Source organism: Pseudomonas lutea (assembly GCF_000759445.1).
GTDB classification, from domain to species: Bacteria; Pseudomonadota; Gammaproteobacteria; order Pseudomonadales; family Pseudomonadaceae; genus Aquipseudomonas; species Aquipseudomonas lutea.
On sequence record NZ_JRMB01000003.1, the window covers coordinates 285,001 to 306,654 of the forward strand.

16 protein-coding genes, 2 tRNA genes, 3 rRNA genes and 1 pseudogene (1 of these 22 only partly in view) are annotated in these 21,654 nt (G+C 58.5%); 9 read left to right on the top strand and 13 right to left on the bottom strand.

Annotation, left to right across the window (positions count from 1 at the left end):
* From LT42_RS22040 to rrf, 5 genes are all read left to right on the top strand, one after another.
* Window positions 1–137: ribosomal RNA gene (locus tag LT42_RS22040) — 16S ribosomal RNA — on the top strand; it begins 1,400 nt to the left of the window's first position.
* A 121-nt stretch (window positions 138–258) separates the two neighbouring features.
* Window positions 259–335, top strand: a tRNA-Ile gene (locus LT42_RS22045).
* 10 nt (window positions 336–345) lie between these two features.
* Window positions 346–421: transfer RNA gene (locus LT42_RS22050), tRNA-Ala, on the top strand.
* A 232-nt stretch (window positions 422–653) separates the two neighbouring features.
* A 23S ribosomal RNA gene (locus LT42_RS22055) occupies window positions 654–3,545 on the top strand.
* A 146-nt stretch (window positions 3,546–3,691) separates the two neighbouring features.
* Window positions 3,692–3,807 (top strand): 5S ribosomal RNA (gene rrf / locus LT42_RS22060).
* Together the 16S, 23S and 5S rRNA genes with 2 tRNA genes alongside form the textbook arrangement of a ribosomal RNA operon.
* A gap of 281 nt (window positions 3,808–4,088) precedes the next feature.
* On the opposite strand, the gene mksF is transcribed toward rrf, so the two are convergent.
* The 3 genes from mksF to mksB are packed head-to-tail and all read right to left on the bottom strand — an operon-like array spanning window position 4,089 to window position 8,894.
* Complete coding sequence (gene mksF / locus LT42_RS22065) at window positions 4,089–6,923, bottom strand: Mks condensin complex protein MksF (RefSeq protein WP_037018193.1); 2,835 nt, start codon at window positions 6,921–6,923, stop codon at window positions 4,089–4,091.
* A complete protein-coding gene (mksE, locus tag LT42_RS22070) occupies window positions 6,920–7,627 on the bottom strand; it encodes an Mks condensin complex protein MksE (RefSeq protein ID WP_037018196.1) in 708 nt (235 codons plus the stop codon). The genes mksF and mksE overlap by 4 nt, the downstream gene beginning before the upstream one ends.
* Window positions 7,617–8,894 carry an Mks condensin complex protein MksB gene (gene mksB / locus LT42_RS22075; RefSeq protein ID WP_037018568.1) on the bottom strand — a complete coding sequence of 426 codons (1,278 nt, stop codon included), beginning with the start codon at window positions 8,892–8,894 and terminating at the stop codon, window positions 7,617–7,619. The genes mksE and mksB overlap by 11 nt, the downstream gene beginning before the upstream one ends.
* A 144-nt stretch (window positions 8,895–9,038) precedes the next feature.
* Here mksB and LT42_RS22080 point away from each other — a divergent pair, with 144 nt between their 5' ends.
* Window positions 9,039–9,848 carry a hypothetical protein gene (locus LT42_RS22080; RefSeq protein ID WP_037018198.1) on the top strand — a complete coding sequence of 270 codons (810 nt, stop codon included), beginning with the start codon at window positions 9,039–9,041 and terminating at the stop codon, window positions 9,846–9,848.
* Entirely contained in the window at window positions 9,841–10,293 is a 453-nt protein-coding gene (gene rimI, locus LT42_RS22085) for a ribosomal protein S18-alanine N-acetyltransferase (protein WP_037018200.1), read from the top strand. The genes LT42_RS22080 and rimI overlap by 8 nt, the downstream gene beginning before the upstream one ends.
* A gap of 61 nt (window positions 10,294–10,354) precedes the next feature.
* Here rimI and LT42_RS22090 read toward each other — a convergent pair whose 3' ends face one another.
* On the bottom strand, window positions 10,355–10,768 hold the full coding sequence (locus tag LT42_RS22090; RefSeq protein WP_037018203.1) for a hypothetical protein: 414 nt from the start codon (window positions 10,766–10,768) through the stop codon (window positions 10,355–10,357).
* Window positions 10,769–10,929: 161 nt separating this feature from the next.
* Between LT42_RS22090 and can the strand changes: the two genes are divergently transcribed.
* The gene (can, locus tag LT42_RS22095; protein WP_037018205.1) at window positions 10,930–11,571 is read left to right on the top strand and encodes a carbonate dehydratase; all 642 of its coding nucleotides are present in this window, start codon (window positions 10,930–10,932) and stop codon (window positions 11,569–11,571) included.
* 127 nt (window positions 11,572–11,698) lie between these two features.
* Here the strand turns inward: can and LT42_RS22100 are convergent, their stop codons facing one another.
* From LT42_RS22100 to aztA, 7 genes and pseudogenes are all read right to left on the bottom strand, one after another.
* Window positions 11,699–12,865: a hypothetical protein gene (locus LT42_RS22100; RefSeq protein ID WP_037018208.1), complete on the bottom strand. Its 1,167-nt coding sequence runs from the start codon at window positions 12,863–12,865 to the stop codon at window positions 11,699–11,701.
* 198 nt (window positions 12,866–13,063) lie between these two features.
* On the bottom strand, window positions 13,064–13,927 hold the full coding sequence (locus LT42_RS26610) for a methyl-accepting chemotaxis protein (protein ID WP_420806916.1): 864 nt from the start codon (window positions 13,925–13,927) through the stop codon (window positions 13,064–13,066).
* Window positions 13,919–14,752, bottom strand: a pseudogene (locus LT42_RS26615) (MCP four helix bundle domain-containing protein); the annotation flags it as partial. The pseudogene LT42_RS26615 and the gene LT42_RS26610, both read right to left, overlap by 9 nt.
* 47 nt (window positions 14,753–14,799) lie before the next feature.
* Window positions 14,800–15,456 (bottom strand): HD domain-containing protein, encoded by a 657-nt coding sequence (locus LT42_RS22110; RefSeq protein WP_037018210.1) that lies wholly within the window; start codon window positions 15,454–15,456, stop codon window positions 14,800–14,802.
* A gap of 175 nt (window positions 15,457–15,631) precedes the next feature.
* Window positions 15,632–16,519 (bottom strand): metal ABC transporter substrate-binding protein, encoded by an 888-nt coding sequence (locus LT42_RS22115; RefSeq protein ID WP_037018212.1) that lies wholly within the window; start codon window positions 16,517–16,519, stop codon window positions 15,632–15,634.
* A 27-nt stretch (window positions 16,520–16,546) separates the two neighbouring features.
* Window positions 16,547–17,416, bottom strand: a complete 870-nt coding sequence (locus LT42_RS22120) for a metal ABC transporter permease (RefSeq protein ID WP_037018215.1) — start codon at window positions 17,414–17,416, stop codon at window positions 16,547–16,549.
* Window positions 17,413–18,165, bottom strand: a complete 753-nt coding sequence (gene aztA, locus LT42_RS22125; RefSeq protein WP_037018572.1) for a zinc ABC transporter ATP-binding protein AztA — start codon at window positions 18,163–18,165, stop codon at window positions 17,413–17,415. The genes LT42_RS22120 and aztA overlap by 4 nt, the downstream gene beginning before the upstream one ends.
* A gap of 310 nt (window positions 18,166–18,475) precedes the next feature.
* Between aztA and LT42_RS22130 the strand changes: the two genes are divergently transcribed.
* Entirely contained in the window at window positions 18,476–19,084 is a 609-nt protein-coding gene (locus LT42_RS22130) for a flavin reductase family protein (protein ID WP_037018218.1), read from the top strand.
* Between the two features lie 92 nt (window positions 19,085–19,176).
* Here LT42_RS22130 and LT42_RS22135 read toward each other — a convergent pair whose 3' ends face one another.
* Both LT42_RS22135 and LT42_RS22140 read right to left on the bottom strand, forming a co-directional pair.
* Window positions 19,177–20,757: an aldehyde dehydrogenase (NADP(+)) gene (locus tag LT42_RS22135; protein WP_037018220.1), complete on the bottom strand. Its 1,581-nt coding sequence runs from the start codon at window positions 20,755–20,757 to the stop codon at window positions 19,177–19,179.
* 148 nt (window positions 20,758–20,905) lie between these two features.
* Complete coding sequence (locus tag LT42_RS22140; RefSeq protein ID WP_037018223.1) at window positions 20,906–21,613, bottom strand: hypothetical protein; 708 nt, start codon at window positions 21,611–21,613, stop codon at window positions 20,906–20,908.
* Between the last annotated feature and the right edge of the window lie 41 nt (window positions 21,614–21,654).

A 21,654-nucleotide genomic window follows, 5' to 3' on the forward strand; every position in this document is an offset into this window, starting at 1 on the left:
TCACACCATGGGAGTGGGTTGCACCAGAAGTAGCTAGTCTAACCTTCGGGAGGACGGTTACCACGGTGTGATTCATGACTGGGGTGAAGTCGTAACAAGGTAGCCGTAGGGGAACCTGCGGCTGGATCACCTCCTTAATCGAAGACTCAGCTTCTTCGCAAGTTCCCACACGAATTGCTTGATTCATTGAAGAAGACGATAGAAGCAGCTTTAAGCTCCAAGCTGATAGCTCACGCTAACAGTTACAAGCTCGAAATTGGGTCTGTAGCTCAGTTGGTTAGAGCGCACCCCTGATAAGGGTGAGGTCGGCAGTTCGAATCTGCCCAGACCCACCAATTTTGTTATGGGGCCATAGCTCAGCTGGGAGAGCGCCTGCCTTGCACGCAGGAGGTCAACGGTTCGATCCCGTTTGGCTCCACCATAACTGCTTCTGACTGCTGAAAGCTTAGAAATGAGCGCTCCATCCGATGGATGATGAGTGTTGATTTCTAGTCTTTTGATTAGATCGTTCTTTAAAAATTTGGGTATGTGATTGAAATATAGACTGGGCACCTCTTTCACTGGTGCGTGTCCAGGCTAAGGTAAAGTTTGTGAAATGCAAACTTTCGGCGAATGTCGTCTTCACAGTATAACCAGATTGCTTGGGGTTATATGGTCAAGTGAAGAAGCGCATACGGTGGATGCCTTGGCAGTCAGAGGCGATGAAAGACGTGGTAGCCTGCGAAAAGCTTCGGGGAGTCGGCAAACAGACTGTGATCCGGAGATGTCTGAATGGGGGAACCCAGCTGTCATAAGACAGTTACCTTACACTGAATACATAGGTGTATGGAGCGAACCAGGGGAACTGAAACATCTAAGTACCCTGAGGAAAAGAAATCAACCGAGATTCCCTTAGTAGTGGCGAGCGAACGGGGACCAGCCCTTAAGTTGATTTGAGATTAGCGGAACGCTCTGGAAAGTGCGGCCATAGTGGGTGATAGCCCTGTACGCGAAAATCTCTTGTCAATGAAATCGAGTAGGACGGGGCACGAGAAACCTTGTCTGAACATGGGGGGACCATCCTCCAAGGCTAAATACTACTGACTGACCGATAGTGAACCAGTACCGTGAGGGAAAGGCGAAAAGAACCGCGGAGAGCGGAGTGAAATAGATCCTGAAACCGTATGCGTACAAGCAGTGGGAGCCCACTTTGTTGGGTGACTGCGTACCTTTTGTATAATGGGTCAGCGACTTATTTTCAGTGGCGAGCTTAACCGAATAGGGGAGGCGTAGCGAAAGCGAGTCTTAATAGGGCGTCTAGTCGCTGGGAATAGACCCGAAACCGGGCGATCTATCCATGGGCAGGTTGAAGGTTAGGTAACACTGACTGGAGGACCGAACCGACTACCGTTGAAAAGTTAGCGGATGACCTGTGGATCGGAGTGAAAGGCTAATCAAGCTCGGAGATAGCTGGTTCTCCTCGAAAGCTATTTAGGTAGCGCCTCATGTATCACTGTAGGGGGTAGAGCACTGTTTCGGCTAGGGGGTCATCCCGACTTACCAAACCGATGCAAACTCCGAATACCTACAAGTGCCGAGCATGGGAGACACACGGCGGGTGCTAACGTCCGTCGTGAAAAGGGAAACAACCCAGACCGTCAGCTAAGGTCCCAAAGTCATGGTTAAGTGGGAAACGATGTGGGAAGGCTTAGACAGCTAGGAGGTTGGCTTAGAAGCAGCCACCCTTTAAAGAAAGCGTAATAGCTCACTAGTCGAGTCGGCCTGCGCGGAAGATGTAACGGGGCTCAAACCATGCACCGAAGCTACGGGTATCACGCAAGTGATGCGGTAGAGGAGCGTTCTGTAAGCCTGTGAAGGTGAGTTGAGAAGCTTGCTGGAGGTATCAGAAGTGCGAATGCTGACATGAGTAACGACAATGGGTGTGAAAAACACCCACGCCGAAAGACCAAGGTTTCCTGCGCAACGTTAATCGACGCAGGGTTAGTCGGTCCCTAAGGCGAGGCTGAAAAGCGTAGTCGATGGAAAACAGGTTAATATTCCTGTACTTCTGGTTATTGCGATGGAGGGACGGAGAAGGCTAGGCCAGCCTGGCGTTGGTTGTCCAGGTTTAAGGTGGTAGGCTGAAATCTTAGGTAAATCCGGGGTTTCAAGGCCGAGAGCTGATGACGAGTGTTCTTTTAGAACACGAAGTGGTTGATGCCATGCTTCCAAGAAAAGCTTCTAAGCTTCAGGTAACCAGGAACCGTACCCCAAACCGACACAGGTGGTTGGGTAGAGAATACCAAGGCGCTTGAGAGAACTCGGGTGAAGGAACTAGGCAAAATGGCACCGTAACTTCGGGAGAAGGTGCGCCGGTGAGGGTGAAGGACTTGCTCCGTAAGCTCATGCCGGTCGAAGATACCAGGCCGCTGCGACTGTTTATTAAAAACACAGCACTCTGCAAACACGAAAGTGGACGTATAGGGTGTGACGCCTGCCCGGTGCCGGAAGGTTAATTGATGGGGTTAGCTAACGCGAAGCTCTTGATCGAAGCCCCGGTAAACGGCGGCCGTAACTATAACGGTCCTAAGGTAGCGAAATTCCTTGTCGGGTAAGTTCCGACCTGCACGAATGGCGTAACGATGGCGGCGCTGTCTCCACCCGAGACTCAGTGAAATTGAAATCGCTGTGAAGATGCAGTGTATCCGCGGCTAGACGGAAAGACCCCGTGAACCTTTACTATAGCTTTGCACTGGACTTTGAATTTGCTTGTGTAGGATAGGTGGGAGGCTTTGAAGCGTGGACGCCAGTCTGCGTGGAGCCAACCTTGAAATACCACCCTGGCAACTTTGAGGTTCTAACTCAGGTCCGTTATCCGGATCGAGGACAGTGTATGGTGGGTAGTTTGACTGGGGCGGTCTCCTCCTAAAGAGTAACGGAGGAGTACGAAGGTGCGCTCAGACCGGTCGGAAATCGGTCGTAGAGTATAAAGGCAAAAGCGCGCTTGACTGCGAGACAGACACGTCGAGCAGGTACGAAAGTAGGTCTTAGTGATCCGGTGGTTCTGTATGGAAGGGCCATCGCTCAACGGATAAAAGGTACTCCGGGGATAACAGGCTGATACCGCCCAAGAGTTCATATCGACGGCGGTGTTTGGCACCTCGATGTCGGCTCATCACATCCTGGGGCTGAAGCCGGTCCCAAGGGTATGGCTGTTCGCCATTTAAAGTGGTACGCGAGCTGGGTTTAGAACGTCGTGAGACAGTTCGGTCCCTATCTGCCGTGGACGTTTGAGATTTGAGAGGGGCTGCTCCTAGTACGAGAGGACCGGAGTGGACGAACCTCTGGTGTTCCGGTTGTCACGCCAGTGGCATTGCCGGGTAGCTATGTTCGGAAAAGATAACCGCTGAAAGCATCTAAGCGGGAAACTTGCCTCAAGATGAGATCTCACTGGAACCTTGAGTTCCCTGAAGGGCCGTCGAAGACTACGACGTTGATAGGTTGGGTGTGTAAGCGCTGTGAGGCGTTGAGCTAACCAATACTAATTGCCCGTGAGGCTTGACCATATAACACCCAAGCAATCTGCAGACAGACAGCAGATTGCGGTGTGTGAAGACGCATGAAGACGAAAGTTTGCGACCACACAGACAGACACCTGATCACATACCCGATTTGCCGAAGCGTTCGAGAGGACGAGTCGGTACCCGAATTTCTTGACGACCATAGAGCGTTGGAACCACCTGATCCCATCCCGAACTCAGCAGTGAAACGATGCATCGCCGATGGTAGTGTGGGGTTTCCCCATGTGAGAGTAGGTCATCGTCAAGATTAAATTCCAGAACCCCATCTGCTTACGCAGATGGGGTTCTGTTTTTGCGCGCGATTAAAGCTTGATACGTTCAGCGCATGCACCGTCCTTGCCTGCGGGGTCTTGCTGGCAGGCCATGCCAACTCATGAAACTCCAGAAGGCTGGCTTCGCGGTCTAAGGCTGTTCAGAGGCCGGCATCAAGCGCACACTGCTGATGTCGCGGCCATGCAGAAAGGACGGCACAGCGCCCATAAAAAAGCCCCGCATCGCTGCAGGGCTTTCTTCGCTCAACATATGAGCTTAGTCGCTAACGGTTTCTACTGACTCAGTCGGCCGAGCTACGGCAGCCTCATCACGACGTTGGATGTACTTCCAGTCAGCTTCGTCGATGTAGATGCCGGCAGGACCACTGCCTCCCTCAAGATCAATCGCCACATGGGCAGAGACCTGAGGTTTCACGCTGGCCAGGATGGGAACGAAACCCAGCTGCAAGCTGGTTTCCAAGAGAGCTGCCTGATTTTTCTCATCGATGTCGGCAGCTTCGTCGAGGTAGTAGGGCAGGCGAATGCGCCCCGCCTGCTCGCGGTCCATCAAATGCAGCAACAGGTACATGTTGGTCAGGGCTTTGATGGTCATGGTGGTGCCGTTCGAGGCGGCACCGTCGATATCGGTGTGAATGACCGGCTGGCTATTTACCTTGGTGATTTCGAAGGCCAGTTCAAACAAGTCTTTAAGCCCGAGCTGGTTGTGATTCGCCGCTACCAGCCGCGCAAGGTATTCCTTGGCTTCCTCATTTTTGTTGTCTTGTTCGGCGCTCTGGCTCAGGTCAAAGACCGACAGGGTCTCGCCTTCCTCATACTGACCTGCGCTGTGGATAATTTGATCGATGTGCTTCAAGGCTTCCTTGTTGGGCGCCAGCACGATGCGGAAGCTCTCAAGGTTAGAGACCTGCCGGCGGTTGATCTCTCGGTTGAACAAGGCCAACTGGTGCTCAAGGCTGTCGTAGTCACTGCGGATGTTACGCAATGTCCGGGCGATATCGGTGACCGCAGCGCGGCGCGCCTTGCCCAAGGTGAGTGCCTCATCGGTACGATGGGCATACGCGTTGATCAGCAGCTGCAGACGACGCTCCATGTCGTCTTCGCTGTCGAATTTCGCCACGCCTTTAAGGCGGACCTGCGCGTAAAGTGCCTCGATCTGACCATCGCAGCGCAGCAAGCCCTGCCAGCTGTCTTGATAATCGTTGAGCAGCGGCAGCAAGTTTTCCAAGGAGTCATCAACCGGCTCCATGAACGGCGTGCCGAAGGGGAGATCAGCGGGGAGCAGCTGTCGACGACGCAAAGCGTCATCCAAGGTGCGCTGCTTGGATTCGAGATCGCCAATCTGCCGTCCCACCAACTGCAACTTGGCGGACAGCTGTTGTACGCGCTCGGTAAAGGCATCGCTGGAGCGTTTGAGCTCATCCTGAGCCGCCTCCATCTGCGCCAGCTGTTCTAGCTTCTCGCCTTCTTCGGCGCTCAATGTTTGAGCGCGACGGAAGTCTTCAAGGGCCTTCTGTGCATCCAGTACCTGCTGGTACAGCGCTTCAGTCTGGGTTTTGCTTGCTGCCCGATCCGCTGCCACGGCTTGCTGGATTTTCAGCTGCTTGAGTTCTTTCTCCAGCCGCTCTTTCTGATCGCGCAACGCTGCGCGATCCGCCAGGGCCTGGAGAGCAGGAGGCTCGATGTTCGACAGGTTGACACTCAGCCCCGGCACCTCAAAGCGCTCGCCCTTGAATCCATCGAGAATCGCTTCCAGGGATTTCACCCATGCATCGCCATCATCCAGCGCGATACCTTGTTCACCCAATGGAAGACTGAACAGCGCGCTGTTAAACAGGCGCATCAAGCGCTCGACATCAGGTTGTGAGAACTCCTCGCGCAGGCGTGCGTAGCTGTTGTTGTCGGCGTGATCGAGCTGTTGCTTGACTGACTTCAAGCGCTTTTCCAGATCGCGGAGGCGCTCATCCAGATCTTCGGCGCTGAACTGACGAGACTGCGCAAGTGCACCCGCCAACTCGTCATGGGCGTCCTTGGCAGCCAATAACTGCTGCTCAAGAACTTTGGCATCATTAACGAGCGCAAAACGGTTTTTCAAAACCGCGAGCTCGCCAATCCAGCGCTGGATGTTGCTGATCTCGCGCTCCAGGCGCATCAATTCCTGGGTGCCGCCGCGCTGATCGTTCTGCAGAGAATCCTGCTCGTTACGGTAATGCTCGCTCTGGATAACCAGTTCTTCCTTGCGGGCATTGGAGTAGTCCTGCCAGGTACCAAGCAGTGAGTCGAGCAGCGGCGACAGGCGATGCAACTTCCCGCGCAAGATGTCGCGCTGTCTCACGCCGTTAGCAAGAGCTTCGACGAGCGGCCCGGCGAGCACCAGAGCGTTGTAGTCCTGCTCCATGCGTCGCACATCGCGGAAGGCTTCTTCACACGCGGCGATGTAGTCCACGCTACCAGAACGCAAGCTGTGCTCGAACGCGTCGAGGAACAGCTGTTTGAGCTTGGCAGCGGTGATTTCACGCATGTGCAGCAGGTTGATGAACAGCGCGCGGAAGGTCTTCAGACTTTGCTCGCTGGTTGATCGCAGAGGGATCAGCGTCAGGTCCAGCGGAATTGACGTGTGACCCCCGACCAAGAGTCGGCGCAATTCGTCCGGCTTGAGCTCATAGGCTTTCAGGCCTTGGCTTTCAAGATTGGCAAACAACTCTTTCTGCCGTAGGCAGGTGTCGTTCTTCTGGTAGTGCTCAAGATCCAGCTTGCCTGCATAGGCGAAGAACTGGTGTCCAAAGCCGCCGCCGGGGCCGCGACCGACCACGCCAATGACGTGCGGGCCGTGCGGAAGCGAGACCTCTACCAGGATGTAGCTGGTATCGGACGCGAAATAAAAGCGGCGCGATTGATCCAGACTGTATTTGCCGAAGCTCATGTCCGACATGCGCGCCAGAATTGGAAACTGCAGGGCATTGATCGAGGCACTTTTGCCCAGGTTATTTGCGCCGTAGACCGACAGCGGATGTTCAAGCGGGAACAGTCCAAGGCTGTAACCGGCAGTGTTCAGCAGCGCAAAGCGGCGTATGCCATAGCGTTCCTGGCTCATGCTTCATGCTCCTTTTCTTCGGCGATTGCTCGGGCGAGCGCTTGCTCTTCCGTTTCGAGAGGTTCATCGAATTCGGCCAGGTCCAGCGGATCGTCGGTCTCCAGCAGGCGTTCATCGCTGTCTTCATCGATGAGCACAGGCGCCGGTAACGGCAGAGCGCTGTGCAGGCTGGCCGCCAGATCACGGTCCTGTTGTACCGAGAGGCAGACATCAAGGAAGCGGTGCATCGGCGGCAGGAACCGGTAGATACCGACTTCCTCGGCAGCAAAGCCCAACTGCGTCATACGGCGCATGATCTTTTCTTCGAGCTCTTCCTGAGTCTGCACTTCTGCTTGCAGGAACAGGTCGCGGTACTTTTCCAGCAGCGAGGGCAGTTCGTCACGGCCCAGGCTGCCGCCATCGAGCACGGCAACGGGGTCGCGGCCCTGGTCGGCAAGGTGTTCAACCAGGATGAAGGTAAACAGCGCCAGGCGTTGAGCCGTCTTGTTGACCTGCGCAGCGGCCAGATCAGGGACGAAGTAGTAGAAACCACGGGTGTCGCAGACCAATTCGAAGCCAAGCGCTTTGAACAGGCCGCGATACTGGTCCTGAAGGTTGGACAGTTGAGCGTACAGCTCGGGGTCGCGGCGGCTGACGTGATAGCCCTTGAAGAGCTCGCGGAAAATCGGCGCGAGCTGGGTCATTTCGGAAAGATCAAGATGCATGGGCGGTGCCCTCGGAATTCTCTGGGATGGCGTCTTTGCTCGAGAGCAGGGCGAAGGAGCGCAAGCTGACGCTGTGTTCCTGGGTCAGGTACTCGCGGCGCTCCAGGCGCTCACGCTTGAAGCGTTTATCGCGCGACAAGCGCGAAAACCAGTACAGCAACTCATCGGTCGCGCCGGTGGGCTCCTGCTCCAGAAGCCAGATCATCAGATCGGGCATCGGCAGGGCGTCTTCACAGCGCTCGACCATTTCCCTGACCGTACGCGGCGCACGCGCAGGCTCACCCTTGCGAGTGATATTGGCCTTGGGGAAGCGCGCTGGTTTGGGTTCAAATCGAGCCAAGGCGTACACGTAGGCTTCAACCTGATTGGCGCTGCCCAGGAAGGTGCTTTGCGGACGTGTGAACATGGGCATGGCCGCTTGCGGTACGGCATCGAGCCCCCGGCGGCGGATCGCGGAGAGTGCCAGCGCCGCTCCACGCGTCACGGCGTTATGACGACGTGCTTCCTCACGCAGCGGCAGCAGCAACTCGCGCGCATGGCGCAAGGTCAGCTGCGCGCTGGTCTGCATTTCCAGAATGCGCGCATGGGTGCGCAGGAGCATATCGTCGTCAACCAGATGGCCCAGACGCTGCTGGTCGGTGAGCATGCGCAGCAGAACGTTCTCGACCTTGCGCACGCCCTGTTCAAACGCACCATCGGCATTTACCAGCTGGATCATCGGTTCGACGTATTCATCCCACGTCGCCAGCACTTCAGCGTAGCGCTGACGCAACGGGATCTGCCGATCGCTGGTCTTGGCGCGCTCGGCCACAGCGACCAGTGCCTGTTCGTCGTTGGCGAGCTTTTTCAGGACATCGCGCACGCGCATGTCGAGCAGACGAAGCTGGCGGGCCAGGTCACTGGCATCCCTGGCGTCGAAGGCTTCCTGTATATACCCGGCCAGCCGTTCGAGGTGACGCAGATAGGCTTCGATTTCAAGACACAGACCCAGGCGATGCTCGCGGCGCAGATAAGACAGAAAGTCGTGGATCTGCGCGTTCAGCTCGAACCGGTTCGGACTCTTTGCGACGGGCACGAGGATGTCGAGGCGAATCCAGACGTCCAGCAGGCTGGTGATGTCCTGCGGGGTGCTTTCCAGTTGCTGGGCCGCCAGTTGCAGGCGCAGCTCGCTCAGGCTCAAAGTGCCTTGGTCGAAGTGCTCGCACAAGGGCTCGAGAAGCGCCCAGTGTTCGGCAAGGGCGCGCAGGACGCGCTTAGGTTCGATCATTGGATGGTCGCTGACTGGCAAATAAAAGCGGCGATTGTACTGCATCGCCGGTTCGGTTTTTCACCCTCAGTCGATCAACAGCGGCGGGAAACGTCGAAGGCCTGTAGAATCTTGCGCCTGACTTTATCCACAGGTAGCTGACCTTTGCTCAACGAGCCTCGTCGTCGCGCTTATCTGACCGCCATGCAGGTGGTCAGCTGGCTGCCGCGCACCGAACTGCCCTTCGCGGCACCGTCGCGTCCGGAGCTGCTTGCACCCATTGCTCCGATGATGGACGAGCCTGCTCCAGCGGTGCAGGCACAGGCGCCTCGTGCGCCGGAACGCGAGTCGCCGGCCGCTATGGCCACACCCGTTGCACGTACGGTCGAGCGGCCGAAGATCGACATTCCCCGCCCGTCCAGCACTCCCAAGGCAGCGCCAAAGCCAGTGCAGGAAGAAGACGCTGCGCCTGTCGTCAAGGCGCCGGTAACGCCGCCGCCGCGTTTTGCGCTGCAGTTGCTGCGCGCAGGAAATTGCCTTCTGTTGGTGGAATTGGTCACCGGCGAGCCCTTCCAAAGTCGTGACCCTTCCTATCTGTTGCTCAAAGACATGTTGCGCGCCGCCGGGCTGCCGGACAGCCCTCAAATCATCGGCGAGCCTGTGCGTTGGCCACTGTTGGTACGCGGGCAGATGGATCAGGGGCCTGACGCCGCGCGGGATTTTGTACAGGGCTTTCTGTACGCCCGTGTCGAGGAGCAGCCTTGCGTCTGTCTGTGGCTGATCGGACTTCCCGCTTTGCGCTTTGCGGCTGAAGCGGATGCCGAGGCTTACAATCGTGAACTCCAGGTGGACGGCCTGGGCCTGGCCTGGGCGCTACCGGGTCTGGAACTGTTGATGGACGAGCCGCAGCGCAAAGCCGAAGCGTGGCGCGCCATGCGTCAATTGATGGGCCGTTGGAAAACCGAAAATGAATGATGCCGTAACGTTTCGCCGCATGACCGAAGCTGATCTGGATGCCGTGTTGAAGATCGAGTATGCGGCTTTCAGCCACCCGTGGACCCGCGGCATCTATCTCGATGCGCTCAAGTCGTACGAAGTCTGGCTGATGTTCGAAGGCAGTCAGCAGGTCGGGCATGGGGTGATCAATGTGATCATTGATGAAGCCCACCTGCTCAACATCACCGTTAAACCAGAGAGTCAGGGCAGGGGGCTGGGGTTGCTGCTGCTGGAGAAGTTGATGAAACGCGCTTATGAACTTAATGGGCGAGAGTGTTTTCTCGAACTGCGGGACAGCAATCGCTCGGCCTACCGTCTGTATGAGCGGTATGGATTCAATGAAATTGGTCGGCGGCGGGATTACTACCCCGCCGTAGGTGGGCGCGAAGACGCGCTGGTCATGGCCTGCACGTTGTTCGAATAACACAAGGCCACTGTGGAAGCTTGGCATAAGCTTCCACAGGCTTGCCTTACTTGCGCAGTGATCAGATACCAGGCTTGCCGTCGAGCGGGTCGATGATCGCCATTTCTTCCTCGTCCAGGCCGTCACCACCACCCACGTCATCTTCATCGACGATGCTCAGGTCCTGATCGGCCGGACCACCCTCACCGCGCTCGTGAGGGGAGCGCGCGCCGTCATCGGGGATTAATGTCTCAGGACTCATGTCATCGTCGGTTTGATGGTGGTCGTCGGTTGATGCGCCGGTCAGACCCGCTTCACGTACGCGCTCATCAGGCAGATAGGTGTCCAGTTCCTCTGCCGGTATCTCATCGCCTATTCGGCCGCTTGGCTCATCGTTGTCTCTAAAATCGAGCTCTTCCATCGAGCCCATGCGGTCTTCGTTGTCATCAATGGGCTCAGGCTGAGTGGCATCGAATGGACGGCGTGAATCGTTCATGGCAAATCCTCAATAGGGTCGGTCTTAATGGGTGGACCGACCGGCGTGGTGAAGATTCCATCCGCTTGCAGATCACCGTGGTCAAACCATCGTGCAATCGGGCGTGACCTGAAGCGCCGAGCTCCAGTCATAGCTGAGCATCATCTCTGAGGCATCACCGCATGAACGAACTACAAGACTTGATCGACAACAACGAACGTTGGGCAGCTGCCATCAAGGAAGAAGACCCCGAGTTTTTCGCCAAGCTGGCACGCCAGCAGACACCGGAATTCTTATGGATCGGTTGTTCGGACGCCCGTGTTCCCGCCAATGAGATCGTCGGCATGCTGCCAGGCGACCTGTTTGTGCATCGCAACGTGGCGAACGTCGTGCTGCACACTGACCTGAACTGCCTGTCGGTGATTCAGTACGCCGTCGACGTTCTGAAGGTCAAACACATCCTGGTCACCGGCCACTACGGGTGCGGTGGCGTGCGAGCGTCAATGCAGGATCGCCAGTTCGGCCTGATCGACGGCTGGCTGCGGACGATCCGCGATCTGTACTACGAAAACCGTGAGCTGCTGGCCAAGCTGCCGACCGAGGAAGAGCAGGTCGACCGCTTGTGTGAGCTGAACGTGATTCAGCAGGTGGCCAACGTGGGTCATACCAGCATCGTTCAGAACGCCTGGCATCGGGGTCAGAAGCTGTCGGTTCACGGCTGCATTTACGGGATCAAGGATGGACGCTGGAAAAGTCTGAATACGACGATCAGCGGCCCGGAGCAACTGCCGCCGCAGTATCGGTTGCGTCCGCAGGGGGAGTGATCGAGTAGGGCAAGCTCCCATCAGATTGTGGAGGCGAGCGTGCCCGCGAATTCATTCTTCCAGATATCACCACGGTGCCTGGTAAATCGCGTTCGCGGGCAGGCGCGCTTCTACAGAGGTGAAGGCGTTAGAGCGCGGCCTGCTTCATCTCGGGCAGCGGCTTCTGCAGCTGCTTGATCTGGCGGGACACTTCACCTGTGCGGCATTTCGCTGCCGCTTGGTCAGGCGTCATGTTGCGCACCGTCGTGAAGAATAACGTGCAGGTCTCAACCTTGTGGGTCACCTGCCAGTTCGTGGTGCATTGTTTCAGCAGCGCTGCGGGATCATTCGTCGGCTTCTGCCCCATGCCGGCCTGCCAGCACGCTGCGCTCAGGTCCTGGCCCATGACTTTCAAACCCGCCTCATCAGCCTTGGTTTGATCACCGCCGTAATTGTTTTTGTCTGCCGCATTCCAGATGTAGCTGGGATGATTCGAGCCCAGCACGGCGACGCTTTGCCCGCTGACCGGGCTGATATTGGCCAGGCCCAACACTGGAACGCTGACGTTGTATTGCTGCTTGAGCCATGCCCGCACCGGAGCGCCGAACGCTACCATCGGCAGAGACGTGCCCGCTCCGGTTTGCGTCAGCTGCTTGACCATCGTGGTCTGGTAATCGGTGAAGTAGCTGTAGACGCCTTCAAGGTCCTTGCCAGCGTTTGCGGGCGCAGCGATGGGCGCAATGTCGATGATCGTCTGGTAAGCGGGGGTTTGCTCCTTGGGGATACCGTTATCGGTGAGCAGCGCGGCCCAGCGATCCGTGGTTGCCGAAAACAGGTAGTCCTGAGCCTGTGTCAGTGAATAGTCTGGCGGGAAGTGCAGCAGCTCGACGCTCTTGCGGTTTTCCAGCGCCATGCCCAGCGGCAAAAACAGCGACCAATTGTAGGCAAATTTCCCATCAGCATTGAGCTTGCTCGCCCCGGCATAGGCCAGATCCCCCGCGGCCAGCAAAGCGTCGAGCGGCTTGTTGTAACCGTCCGGCACACCGCTGATTGCGGCATGCATAACGTCATTGTCGTTAAGCACAGCAACCTTGGCGGCGGTGTAACCATCACGCTGCACACTTTGCGTCAGGTAATGCTCGACGGTTTGCTCCAGCGTCCAGTTGCGAAAGCAGATGACGTTGCAATTGTTGGGGTAGGCAAACAGGCGTGTGACGCGTTCCTTGCTCCCCAGGTTGACGTCGACGTCGGCTTGAGCGACGAAGCTCAACGTCAAGGCGGAGAGGGCGATGCTCAATGCAGCGGTGTGTTTCATGCTCATGTCCTTGTTGGCGTGGTCACCCAGCCGTGTGGGTGGTGTTTCGATGATGAAACACTTGCTCAGGACTGGGAATGGGCTGAATGGCTCGTTATGAAATATTTCCAGAGGAGGGTTTCTCGTACTCGGCGCGCCGGAGCCACCCCCGGCAATCGACAGACTCGGCGGGCAATGGCGCTCGCGCTTGAATCCACATCACAGCACGAACCGTTGAACCATGGTGTTCAGGTCCGTCGCCAGCATCGATAGCGCGTTACTCGCCACGGTCGTTTGTTGAGCGCCCGATGCCGATTGCGTGGACAGGTCGCGAATGCTGCTCAGGTTGCGATCCACTTCATGGGCAACTTGGGCCTGTTGCTCGGCGGCACTGGCGATCAATACATTGCGGTCGCTGATGGTCGAGGTTGAACTGATGATCACGGTCAGCGCCTGGCTGGTCGCTGCGGCCTGCTCGAGTGTGAGGTTGGCGTGTGCTGCGGTGATACGCAGGGTCTGCGCGGTGTCTTGGGTGCTCTTTTGCACACCGTTGATCAAAGTCTCGATTTCGCTCGTCGAGGCGCTGGTGCGTTGTGCGAGGGAGCGCACTTCATCAGCCACCACCGCGAAACCACGACCTGCTTCGCCCGCGCGTGCCGCTTCAATGGCGGCGTTCAGTGCAAGCAGGTTGGTCTGGTTGGCGATGGCGCGGATGACTTCGAGGATCTTGCTGATGCTCAACGTTCGTTCGGCCAGGCCGTCGGCCTGTTGAGAGGAGCTCAACACGTTATCGGTCAGCTCCCGGATCGAATCGATTGTTCCGGTGAGGCGCAAACGCCCGTGAGCAGCGGCTTCGTTGGAAGCCTTTGATTCGCTCGATGTGCTGCTGGCGTTATCAGCGACCTCGCCAGCCGCTTGACTCATCTGGTTCACCGCAACCGCCGCCTGCTCGATTTCGTCATTCTGCAGTTGCAGGTTCCTGGCACTGGCATCGGCGATTGCGCCCATTTCCTGCACCGACTGGCTCAATTGGCCAGCGGCGGCATATATCTGATTGATCGTGTCGTGCAGGTTGCTGCGCATTTGGCCCAGGGTTTTCAGCAGCTGCGCGGTTTCGTCCCGGCCTTCGGGGATCGGCTGCGGGCTCAAGTCGCCCTGCGCGATCGTGCTGGCGATATGAAGCGACTGACGCAGCGGGCGGATGATGCTCAGGCTCAGTCGCCATGCGAGCAACAACGTCAACATCAGCGCCACCGCGATGGCGCTGACGGCAATGATGCGGGTCTGCTGGAAGCGCGCGCCGGCTGCACTCACCGCCGCCGCAGCGCTTTGCTTGTTCAGCTCGCGCAGCAACTGGACCTGCATGTCCATCAAATCGCCCTGCAGGCTCAGCGTGGTGTTGAGCAGCATGCGAGCGTCGTCGACTTTGCGTTGTTCGATCATCGCGATTTCATCGTGCAACCCTGGCATGAAGGCGGCGTAGGCGTCTTGAAGCGCTTTGATCGAATCCCGCTCGGTGCTGTCGGTGGCATGGGCGAGATAGTCGGCGAAGCCTTTGTCGACTTCATTCTTGAACTGCTCGACATTGATCTTGCTGGTCACCACTGCGCCGGGATCATCGGCATTGGCGACCAGCCTGGCGCTCTCACCGCGCAGCTTGACCAGATCAATAGCGATCGCGTCCGCCATGGCGATACTGGGCAACGAGCCACTCTCAACCGCTTCGCCCTGATCGCGGATGCTCTGCATCTGCACCAGGCAGAACACCCCCAGCGCCACCAACAACAATGCCGTGATGCCGAAGCACAACACCAGGCGCTGGGTAATCTTGAACCGGCGCAGAAAAGCAGGCTTTGAAGACGGACGGACTAAACCACGCAATAACCTTTTCACTGCCATCCATCCCATCGACGAAATTACCGGAGAGATGGTTATAGAGGTGTTCCGTGATGTCTTTATGACATTGCGCCAATTTCCTCCATGAACTCCGCCAGGAATCGCTGCGCCCGCGCGTGCCTGATTTGCGCCAAGTGCCGCCCGGTGGGGGTTTTAAATCCGTCGGCGAGAGTGAAAATCTTGGTCTTGAAGTGATCAACGGCGAAGCGCTTGTCTTGCAGGTCACGTTGCTGTGCTTGCGGGTCGGCGGGGTCATAAAGGTTGCTGCCCATGCGCCCGGCCACGTAGAACAGCCGGGCCACGCCTACCATGCCGAGGGCGTCGAGACGGTCGGCGTCCTGAAGGATTTTTGCCTCCAGCGACGTTGGCGTGATATCGGCGGAATAACTATGAGCTTCGATGGCATGGGCGACAGCCTGAGTGCGCTCTTCGTCCCAGCCCATTTCTGCAAGCAACTCAGTGGCTTTTGCGGCCGCCAGACGCGAGGCGCTTGAGCGAAAGGGCGAGTTTTTTTCCACGGACACGCAATCATGAAGCAGGGTCGCGGCGAGCAGAATCTGGTGATCGCCGCCTTCAGTGTCGCGAATGGCGCAGACGTTGGTCCAGACCCGGTGCAAATGCGAAACGTCGTGGGACCCGTCCGGCCGCTCCGCAACGGTGTGGGGTAACAACCGTTCAGCGAGTGACTGAAAAGGCGCGAAGGAGAGGGCGGTCATGGGTCATCCTGTCGAGGTGGGCGGGATGTTTAGCTTACAGATTGACCGACGCCCCGGCATTCGGTTCGCTGACCCTGACCCTGACCCTGACCCTGACCCTGACCCTGACCCTGACCCTGACCTGCACCGCGCGCGTTGCGTGGCAGAGGTCAGTTCAGCCCTCGCACGCGCTTGTTCACTGGCCTTTCATCGCCGCCGTCAGCTTGTCTACGTTGTAACGAAACATCGCCACGTAGCTTGCCGCCGGCCCGTCCGCAGGTGACAGCGATTCGACGTACAGTTCGCCGCCCGGGTGCGCGCCGCTGGCTTTGGCGATTTGCTGCACCAGGCGTGGGTCGCCGGAGTTCTCGAAGAAGTAGGCGCTGACATGTTCCTTTTTGATTTGGTTGATCAGCTTGCCAACGTCGGCGGCCGAAGCTTCGGTTTCGGTTGAAAACCCGAGCGGCGAAAGGAATGTCACCCCATAAGCGTCGCCGAAATAGCCGAAGGCATCGTGGGACGTCAGCACTTTACGTTGTGCGACGGGGATGGCGCTGATCTGCGCCCGTGCGTACGCGTCCATATCCTGCAGCTGGGCAATGTATTTCTCGCCGTTCGCTTTGTAGTCGGCAGCGTTGTCAGGGTCGGCTTTCTGCAGCGCCTTGATGATGTTTCTGACGTAGACGACGCCATTCACTGCGCTGTTCCAAGCATGGGGATCGGTAATTTTCTTGCCATCCTCTTCCATGCTGCGGGTCATGATGCCGTCGGAAAGTACGACCGGCGTACCCTTGTAACCGGATGCTGTGATCAACCTATCCAGCCAGCCTTCCAGGTGCAGGCCGCTGACGAACACGACATCCGCTTTCTTCAGCGCCTGGGCATCGTTGGGGGTTGGCTCATAGACGTGAGGATCACCGTTAGGCCCGATCAACGAGGTCACGTGCACGTGATCGCCGCCAACGTTGTGCACCATGTCGGCGATCACGGTGAACGATGCGTCGGTCTCCAGAGTTTTTGCCTGGGCGAAGTTGGCCAGGCCCGACAACGCCAGTGCGGCGGTCAGAAGCGTGAAACGTTTCATGGCGAATTCCTTGCGGTAAGAGAGCGATCAGCCGGACAGATGAACCCTCGGGAACAGGCGGCGTACAAAGCCACTGCGCCCAAAGAACAGTGAGAACCCGTAAAAGGCACTCGCAGTGAGGACGATGGCCGGACCCGAAGCCACACTGGCGTGGTAAGAGACGATCAGGCCGATGAACCCGGACAGCGTGGCCACGATGGTGGAGATGACGATCATGCCGGTCAGCGAGCGGGCCCAGAATCGCGCAACGGTGGCGGGCAGCATCATCATGCCGACGGCCATCAACGTGCCTAAGGCTTGAAAACCGGCCACCAGGTTAAGCACCACCAGCAGCAGAAACAGCACGTGGTACAGCGAGCCTCGGCCGCCCACAGCGCGGAGGAAGCCCGGATCGAAGCATTCCAGAATCAGCGGGCGGTAGATCAGCGCAAGCAGAATGAGGGTGAATGACGCGATGCCTCCCACCATGAAAATGGCCTGATCGTCGATGGCCAGAATGGTGCCGAAGAGCACGTGCAGCAGATCAACGTTGGAGCCGTGCAGCGAGACGATCAGCACGCCGGCGGCCAGCGACGTCAGATAGAAACTGGCGAAGCTGGCGTCTTCGCGCAGTGTTGTGTAGCGGCTGACCAAGCCTGACAAGAGCGCCACGGCCAACCCGGCAATCAAGCCACCAAAGCCCATTGCCGGGAGCGACAAGCCGGCAAACAGAAAACCCACGGCGGCCCCCGGCAAGACCGCATGGCTCATCGCGTCTCCCACCAGACTCATGCGCCTGAGCATCAGCAGCACGCCAACGGGACCGGAGCCGATGCCCAGTGCAAGGCAAGCCACCAGCGCGCGGCGCATGAAGCCGAACTCGACAAAGGGCTGGATCAGCAAGGTATAGAGGGTCACAGGATCTGCTCCGCATTGGCGTCGCATGGCTGTGCATCAGGGTTCCAGTGCTCGGCCATGTTCTTGGCGCGGCGCAGGTTATCGTCGTTGAGGATGTCGACGGTGTGGCCCCAGGCGATGACCTCTCTGGCCAGCAGCAGCGTGCTGGGGAAATGCTGGCGCACCTGTTCGATGTCGTGCAGCACCGCAATCACGGTACGGCCTTGGCCATGCCACCTGCTGATCAATTGCAGCAAGTCTCGCGTGGTGCGTGCATCAATGGCCGTGAACGGCTCGTCGAGCAGAATCACCGAAGCGTCCTGTAACAGCAGTCTTGCAAACAGCACGCGCTGGAACTGACCCGAAGACAGCGAACTGATGCTGCGCTGATCGAATCCCGACAGGCCCACCGCCTCCAGCGCGTCTCTGGCCTGTTGCGCATGCTGTCGCGAGGCGCCGCGAAAGGCCCCGATGCTGCGCCATGCGCCCATCATTACCGTGTCGGCAACACTGAGCGGGAAGCTTCGGTCTATCTCGGCCGCCTGTGGCAGGTACCCAATGTGCCGAGTCGCCAGCTGATTGCGCTCAACGCGCCCTGCGGCCGGTTTGAGTGTGCCGGCGATGGCTTTGATCAGCGTGGATTTGCCGGCACCGTTCGGGCCGACGATCGCCGTGAGACTGCCTGCGGCGAATCGACCGTTGGCATGATGCACCGCTGGCCGTCGCTCGTAAGTGAGCGTCAGGTTGTGCAGGTCGATGGCGGCACTCATGGAATCGCCACCGCCCATGCAACGCCGATCCACAGCAGTACCAGCATGGCCAATGAAATAAGTACGCGCTTGCCGGCGGACTGGGCGAGCGCGGAAGTTGCCAGGGAAGGGGGGAGCGGAGTAGCGCGTTTCACAGAAGGACCGCCTGAAATACTTTGTTATAGTATTACATCACCTTTACGGGCGCCTGCAAAGGGTGAATTGGACAGGCTTCAGGATGGCGACAGTTTTCCATGGCAGAGGCACGTGCGTTCCCTCGCCCCGATAAACCCTGTATTTTTCGCTGATTTCAGCCAGCCAGGATGATTTCATGACCGCTTCCCATCGGCGTCCGGTACCGCTCGCCAAATGCTATCGCCTGCTCAACCATGGCCCGACGGTATTGATCAGCGCCGCCCACGACGGCCAGCGCAACATCATGGCGGCGGCCTGGGCGATGCCGCTGGATTTCCAGCCGCCAAAAGTCACCGTCGTTCTGGACAAGTCGGTATGGACGCGGCAATTGCTTGAAGGCTCCGGTACGTTCGTAATCAACGTGCCTACCCTCAGTCAGATCGATATCGTCGAAACGGTCGGCTCGACGTCCGGGCTGAATATTTCGCAGGAGCAGGGCCTGGACAAGTTCAAGGCCTACGGTCTGGAAACCTTCGCGGGATCCCACGTCGATGCGCCGCTGCTGGAAGGCTGCGCGGGCTGGCTGGAGTGCCGACTGATACCGGAGCCGCACAATCAGAATCAGCACGACCTTTTCATCGGTGAAGTGGTGGCGGCGTGGGCCGATGAGCGTGTTTTTTCGGAAGGGCACTGGCATTTTGAAGGGCACGACGACCTGCGCACCATTCACCATGTGGCGGGCGGGCATTTTCTGGTCATCGGCGATGGGGTTGATGGCAAGGTGTTGCCGCGATCGGCTGACTGACCCTTCGCTCGTCTATCAGGCCGTGCCCTCTATCAAGAGGGCACGGTGCTGCGTTTCATGTGGCGGATCGCCGGCGGAGGGTGCTGAGCGGGTCAGTCCCTGGACAGCTCACCGTTGACCAGTCGCCAGGTGCCCAGCGGATTGCTGGCTTTCAAAGCAGCTGGCAGCAGCGCATCCGGCACGTTCTGGTAGCAGACGGGGCGCAGGAAGCGATCAATGGCCGTCGCGCCCACTGAGGTACTACGGCTGTCTGACGTCGCTGGGAAAGGCCCGCCGTGCACCATCGAGTAGCTCACCTCGACACCGGTCGGGAAATCGTTGAACAGAATGCGTCCGGCCTTGCGCTCAAGAATCGGCATTAGCGCTTGAGCCGTGGCTTCGTCGCCGTCGTCATATTGCAGGGTGACGGTCAGCTGGCCGTCGAAGCTGGCGGCGACTTTCTGCAGATCGGCCACATCGGTGCAGACGATGAGCAACGCACTCGGTCCGAAATTTTCGTCTTCCAGCGCAGGGTTGGCCAGGAACGTGGCCGAGTCGGTGCGGAAGAACGCCGGGCGCGCCTGGAACGAACCTTCGGCCTCTTGACCTTCCGCCACCAGCGTAACGCCCGGAGCGCTGTGCAGGTTATTCAGGCCGTTGCAGTACGCGCCGTGGATGTTGGGCGTCAGCATGGTCGTCGGCAGCTTTTCAGACAGCGCCTTGGCCGAAGCCGACACAAACGTTTCCAGCGCATCGCTCTCCAGCGCCAGCAGAATGCCGGGGTTGGTGCAGAACTGCCCGGCGCCCAGTACCAGCGACTCGACGAAGCCCCTGGCAATGGTGTCGGCGCGGGCCAGCAGAGCGGCGGGCAGCAGGAACACAGGGTTGATGCTGCTCATTTCGGCATACACCGGAATCGGAACCGGACGTGCCTGAGCCGCTGCGACCAGCGCCAGCCCGCCGCGACGAGAACCGGTGAAGCCCACCGCCTGAATCAGCGGGTGGCTGACGAGCGCCTGACCGACGGCAATGTCCCTGTCGATCAGCAATGAGAACACGCCTTCCGGCATGCCGGTGTCGCGCGCCGCTTTTTGAATCACACGGCCCACCAACTCGCTGGTGCCGAGGTGAGCCGGGTGCGCCTTGACGATGACCGGGCAACCGGCCGCCAGTGCTGAAGCCGTATCGCCGCCAGCGACCGAAAAGGCGAGCGGGAAGTTGCTGGCGCCGAAGACGGCGACCGGGCCAAGGCCGATTCGCCGCAGACGCAGGTCGGCGCGCGGCAGCGGCTGGCGCTCCGGCAGCGCCGTATCAACCACGGCGCCGTGCCAGCGGCCGTCACGCAGCAGGCTGGCAAACAGTTTGAGCTGATTGACCGTGCGCATCCGCTCGCCTTCAAGGCGTGGTTTGGGCAGGCCGCTCTCGACATGGACGCGCTCGGTGAGCACGTCGCCCAGATCCAGCAGGCCTTGGGCGATGGCTTCAAGGAAGCTGGCGCGCTGGTCGTCACTGAGCTGCCGATAACTGTCGAAGGAAGCCTCGGCCAGTTCGCACGCAGCGTTGACGTCATCCAATGTGCTGGCACCAAAGGCGGGGGTCAGGGGGTCGCCAGAGGCGGCTGCAAGCGCAAACACCTCTCCCGCCTCGCCACGCACACAACGTTGTCCGATGATGGTTTCACCAAGAATCTGCATTGCTCAACACCTCTTGAAGGCGGTGACAGTCGGATGGCACCGCGGTGGCCAGCCCCTGAGGTTACATCATGGCGTTGCGATCGCCACCCGATCCTGTCGTTGAGCGTGTTGCTGACCTGATCCGGTTGCCAGGTGTGCTGTAAGATTCTTACTGCTGCACCGCGCTAAATCCTTCAAATGCCGTCTGCTGTTGAATGGCGCTGACGATGTTCTTGCGCGTGGCAGGCTGCTGGTTGCCGTTATTGTCGACAAACACTTCGCTCTGCAGCTCGGCCTCATCGCCCTCGCCGACAAAAGCAAAGCCGAGGAACTCGAACGCTTCACGATCGGCGCTGGCCTTTGAGCGCGGCGTGCGCAGGGGCAGGGTGACGCTGGCGCCGTCCTTGCTGATGACAAACACCTCGGCTTCCTTCTTGGGCCGCGCTGCTTTGCTTTTGCCACCGCTCGGGTTGCTGACCGCTTGATGCGTCTGGTTGAGCACCTTCAGCGCAAGGCTGTAGACCAGTTCCTGGAAGCTCGGGTCATCTTTGTAGCTGGAGAGAATCCGACTGATCGGGAATCGTGCGCTCAGGTCTTCCAGCGCAGCCATGTCGGCGGCTTCTGCGTCCTTGAGCTGTTTAAGCTGACCCATCAGCTCGTAAGCCTGATCGTCATCGAACCGGTCGTGGGCCTGGCGAATGGCGAGGCGCAAATCGCGAATCTGATCACTTTCTTTCGCGCTCTGGAAGGCATCCAGCACCATCTCACTGATGGTCTTGGCCTGAGGCACATGCTGCGAAAGGTTGATGGCTTCTTCGTAAGCTTGCTTGGAGGACACGGCGAGGATTGCAGCCGGATCGGTATGGGAATCAGACATTGAACATCCACTACTTCGTTAACTGGGGTTGAGGCGCGAAA

Excerpts from the sequence above, each read along its gene's own strand:
- can (WP_037018205.1), top strand. The coding sequence starts at position 10,930 with ATGAACGAACTACAAGACTTGATCGACAACAACGAACGTTGGGCAGCT.
- rimI (WP_037018200.1), top strand. The coding sequence starts at position 9,841 with ATGAATGATGCCGTAACGTTTCGCCGCATGACCGAAGCTGATCTGGAT.
- LT42_RS22140 (WP_037018223.1), bottom strand. The coding sequence starts at position 21,613 with ATGTCTGATTCCCATACCGATCCGGCTGCAATCCTCGCCGTGTCCTCC.
- LT42_RS22135 (WP_037018220.1), bottom strand. The coding sequence starts at position 20,757 with ATGCAGATTCTTGGTGAAACCATCATCGGACAACGTTGTGTGCGTGGC.
- LT42_RS22130 (WP_037018218.1), top strand. The coding sequence starts at position 18,476 with ATGACCGCTTCCCATCGGCGTCCGGTACCGCTCGCCAAATGCTATCGC.
- LT42_RS22090 (WP_037018203.1), bottom strand. The coding sequence starts at position 10,768 with ATGAACGATTCACGCCGTCCATTCGATGCCACTCAGCCTGAGCCCATT.
- aztA (WP_037018572.1), bottom strand. The coding sequence starts at position 18,165 with ATGAGTGCCGCCATCGACCTGCACAACCTGACGCTCACTTACGAGCGA.
- LT42_RS26610 (WP_420806916.1), bottom strand. The coding sequence starts at position 13,927 with ATGCGCAGCAACCTGCACGACACGATCAATCAGATATATGCCGCCGCT.
- mksB (WP_037018568.1), bottom strand. The coding sequence starts at position 8,894 with ATGATCGAACCTAAGCGCGTCCTGCGCGCCCTTGCCGAACACTGGGCG.
- LT42_RS22110 (WP_037018210.1), bottom strand. The coding sequence starts at position 15,456 with ATGACCGCCCTCTCCTTCGCGCCTTTTCAGTCACTCGCTGAACGGTTG.
- mksE (WP_037018196.1), bottom strand. The coding sequence starts at position 7,627 with ATGCATCTTGATCTTTCCGAAATGACCCAGCTCGCGCCGATTTTCCGC.
- LT42_RS22100 (WP_037018208.1), bottom strand. The coding sequence starts at position 12,865 with ATGAAACACACCGCTGCATTGAGCATCGCCCTCTCCGCCTTGACGTTG.
- mksF (WP_037018193.1), bottom strand. The coding sequence starts at position 6,923 with ATGAGCCAGGAACGCTATGGCATACGCCGCTTTGCGCTGCTGAACACT.
- LT42_RS22115 (WP_037018212.1), bottom strand. The coding sequence starts at position 16,519 with ATGAAACGTTTCACGCTTCTGACCGCCGCACTGGCGTTGTCGGGCCTG.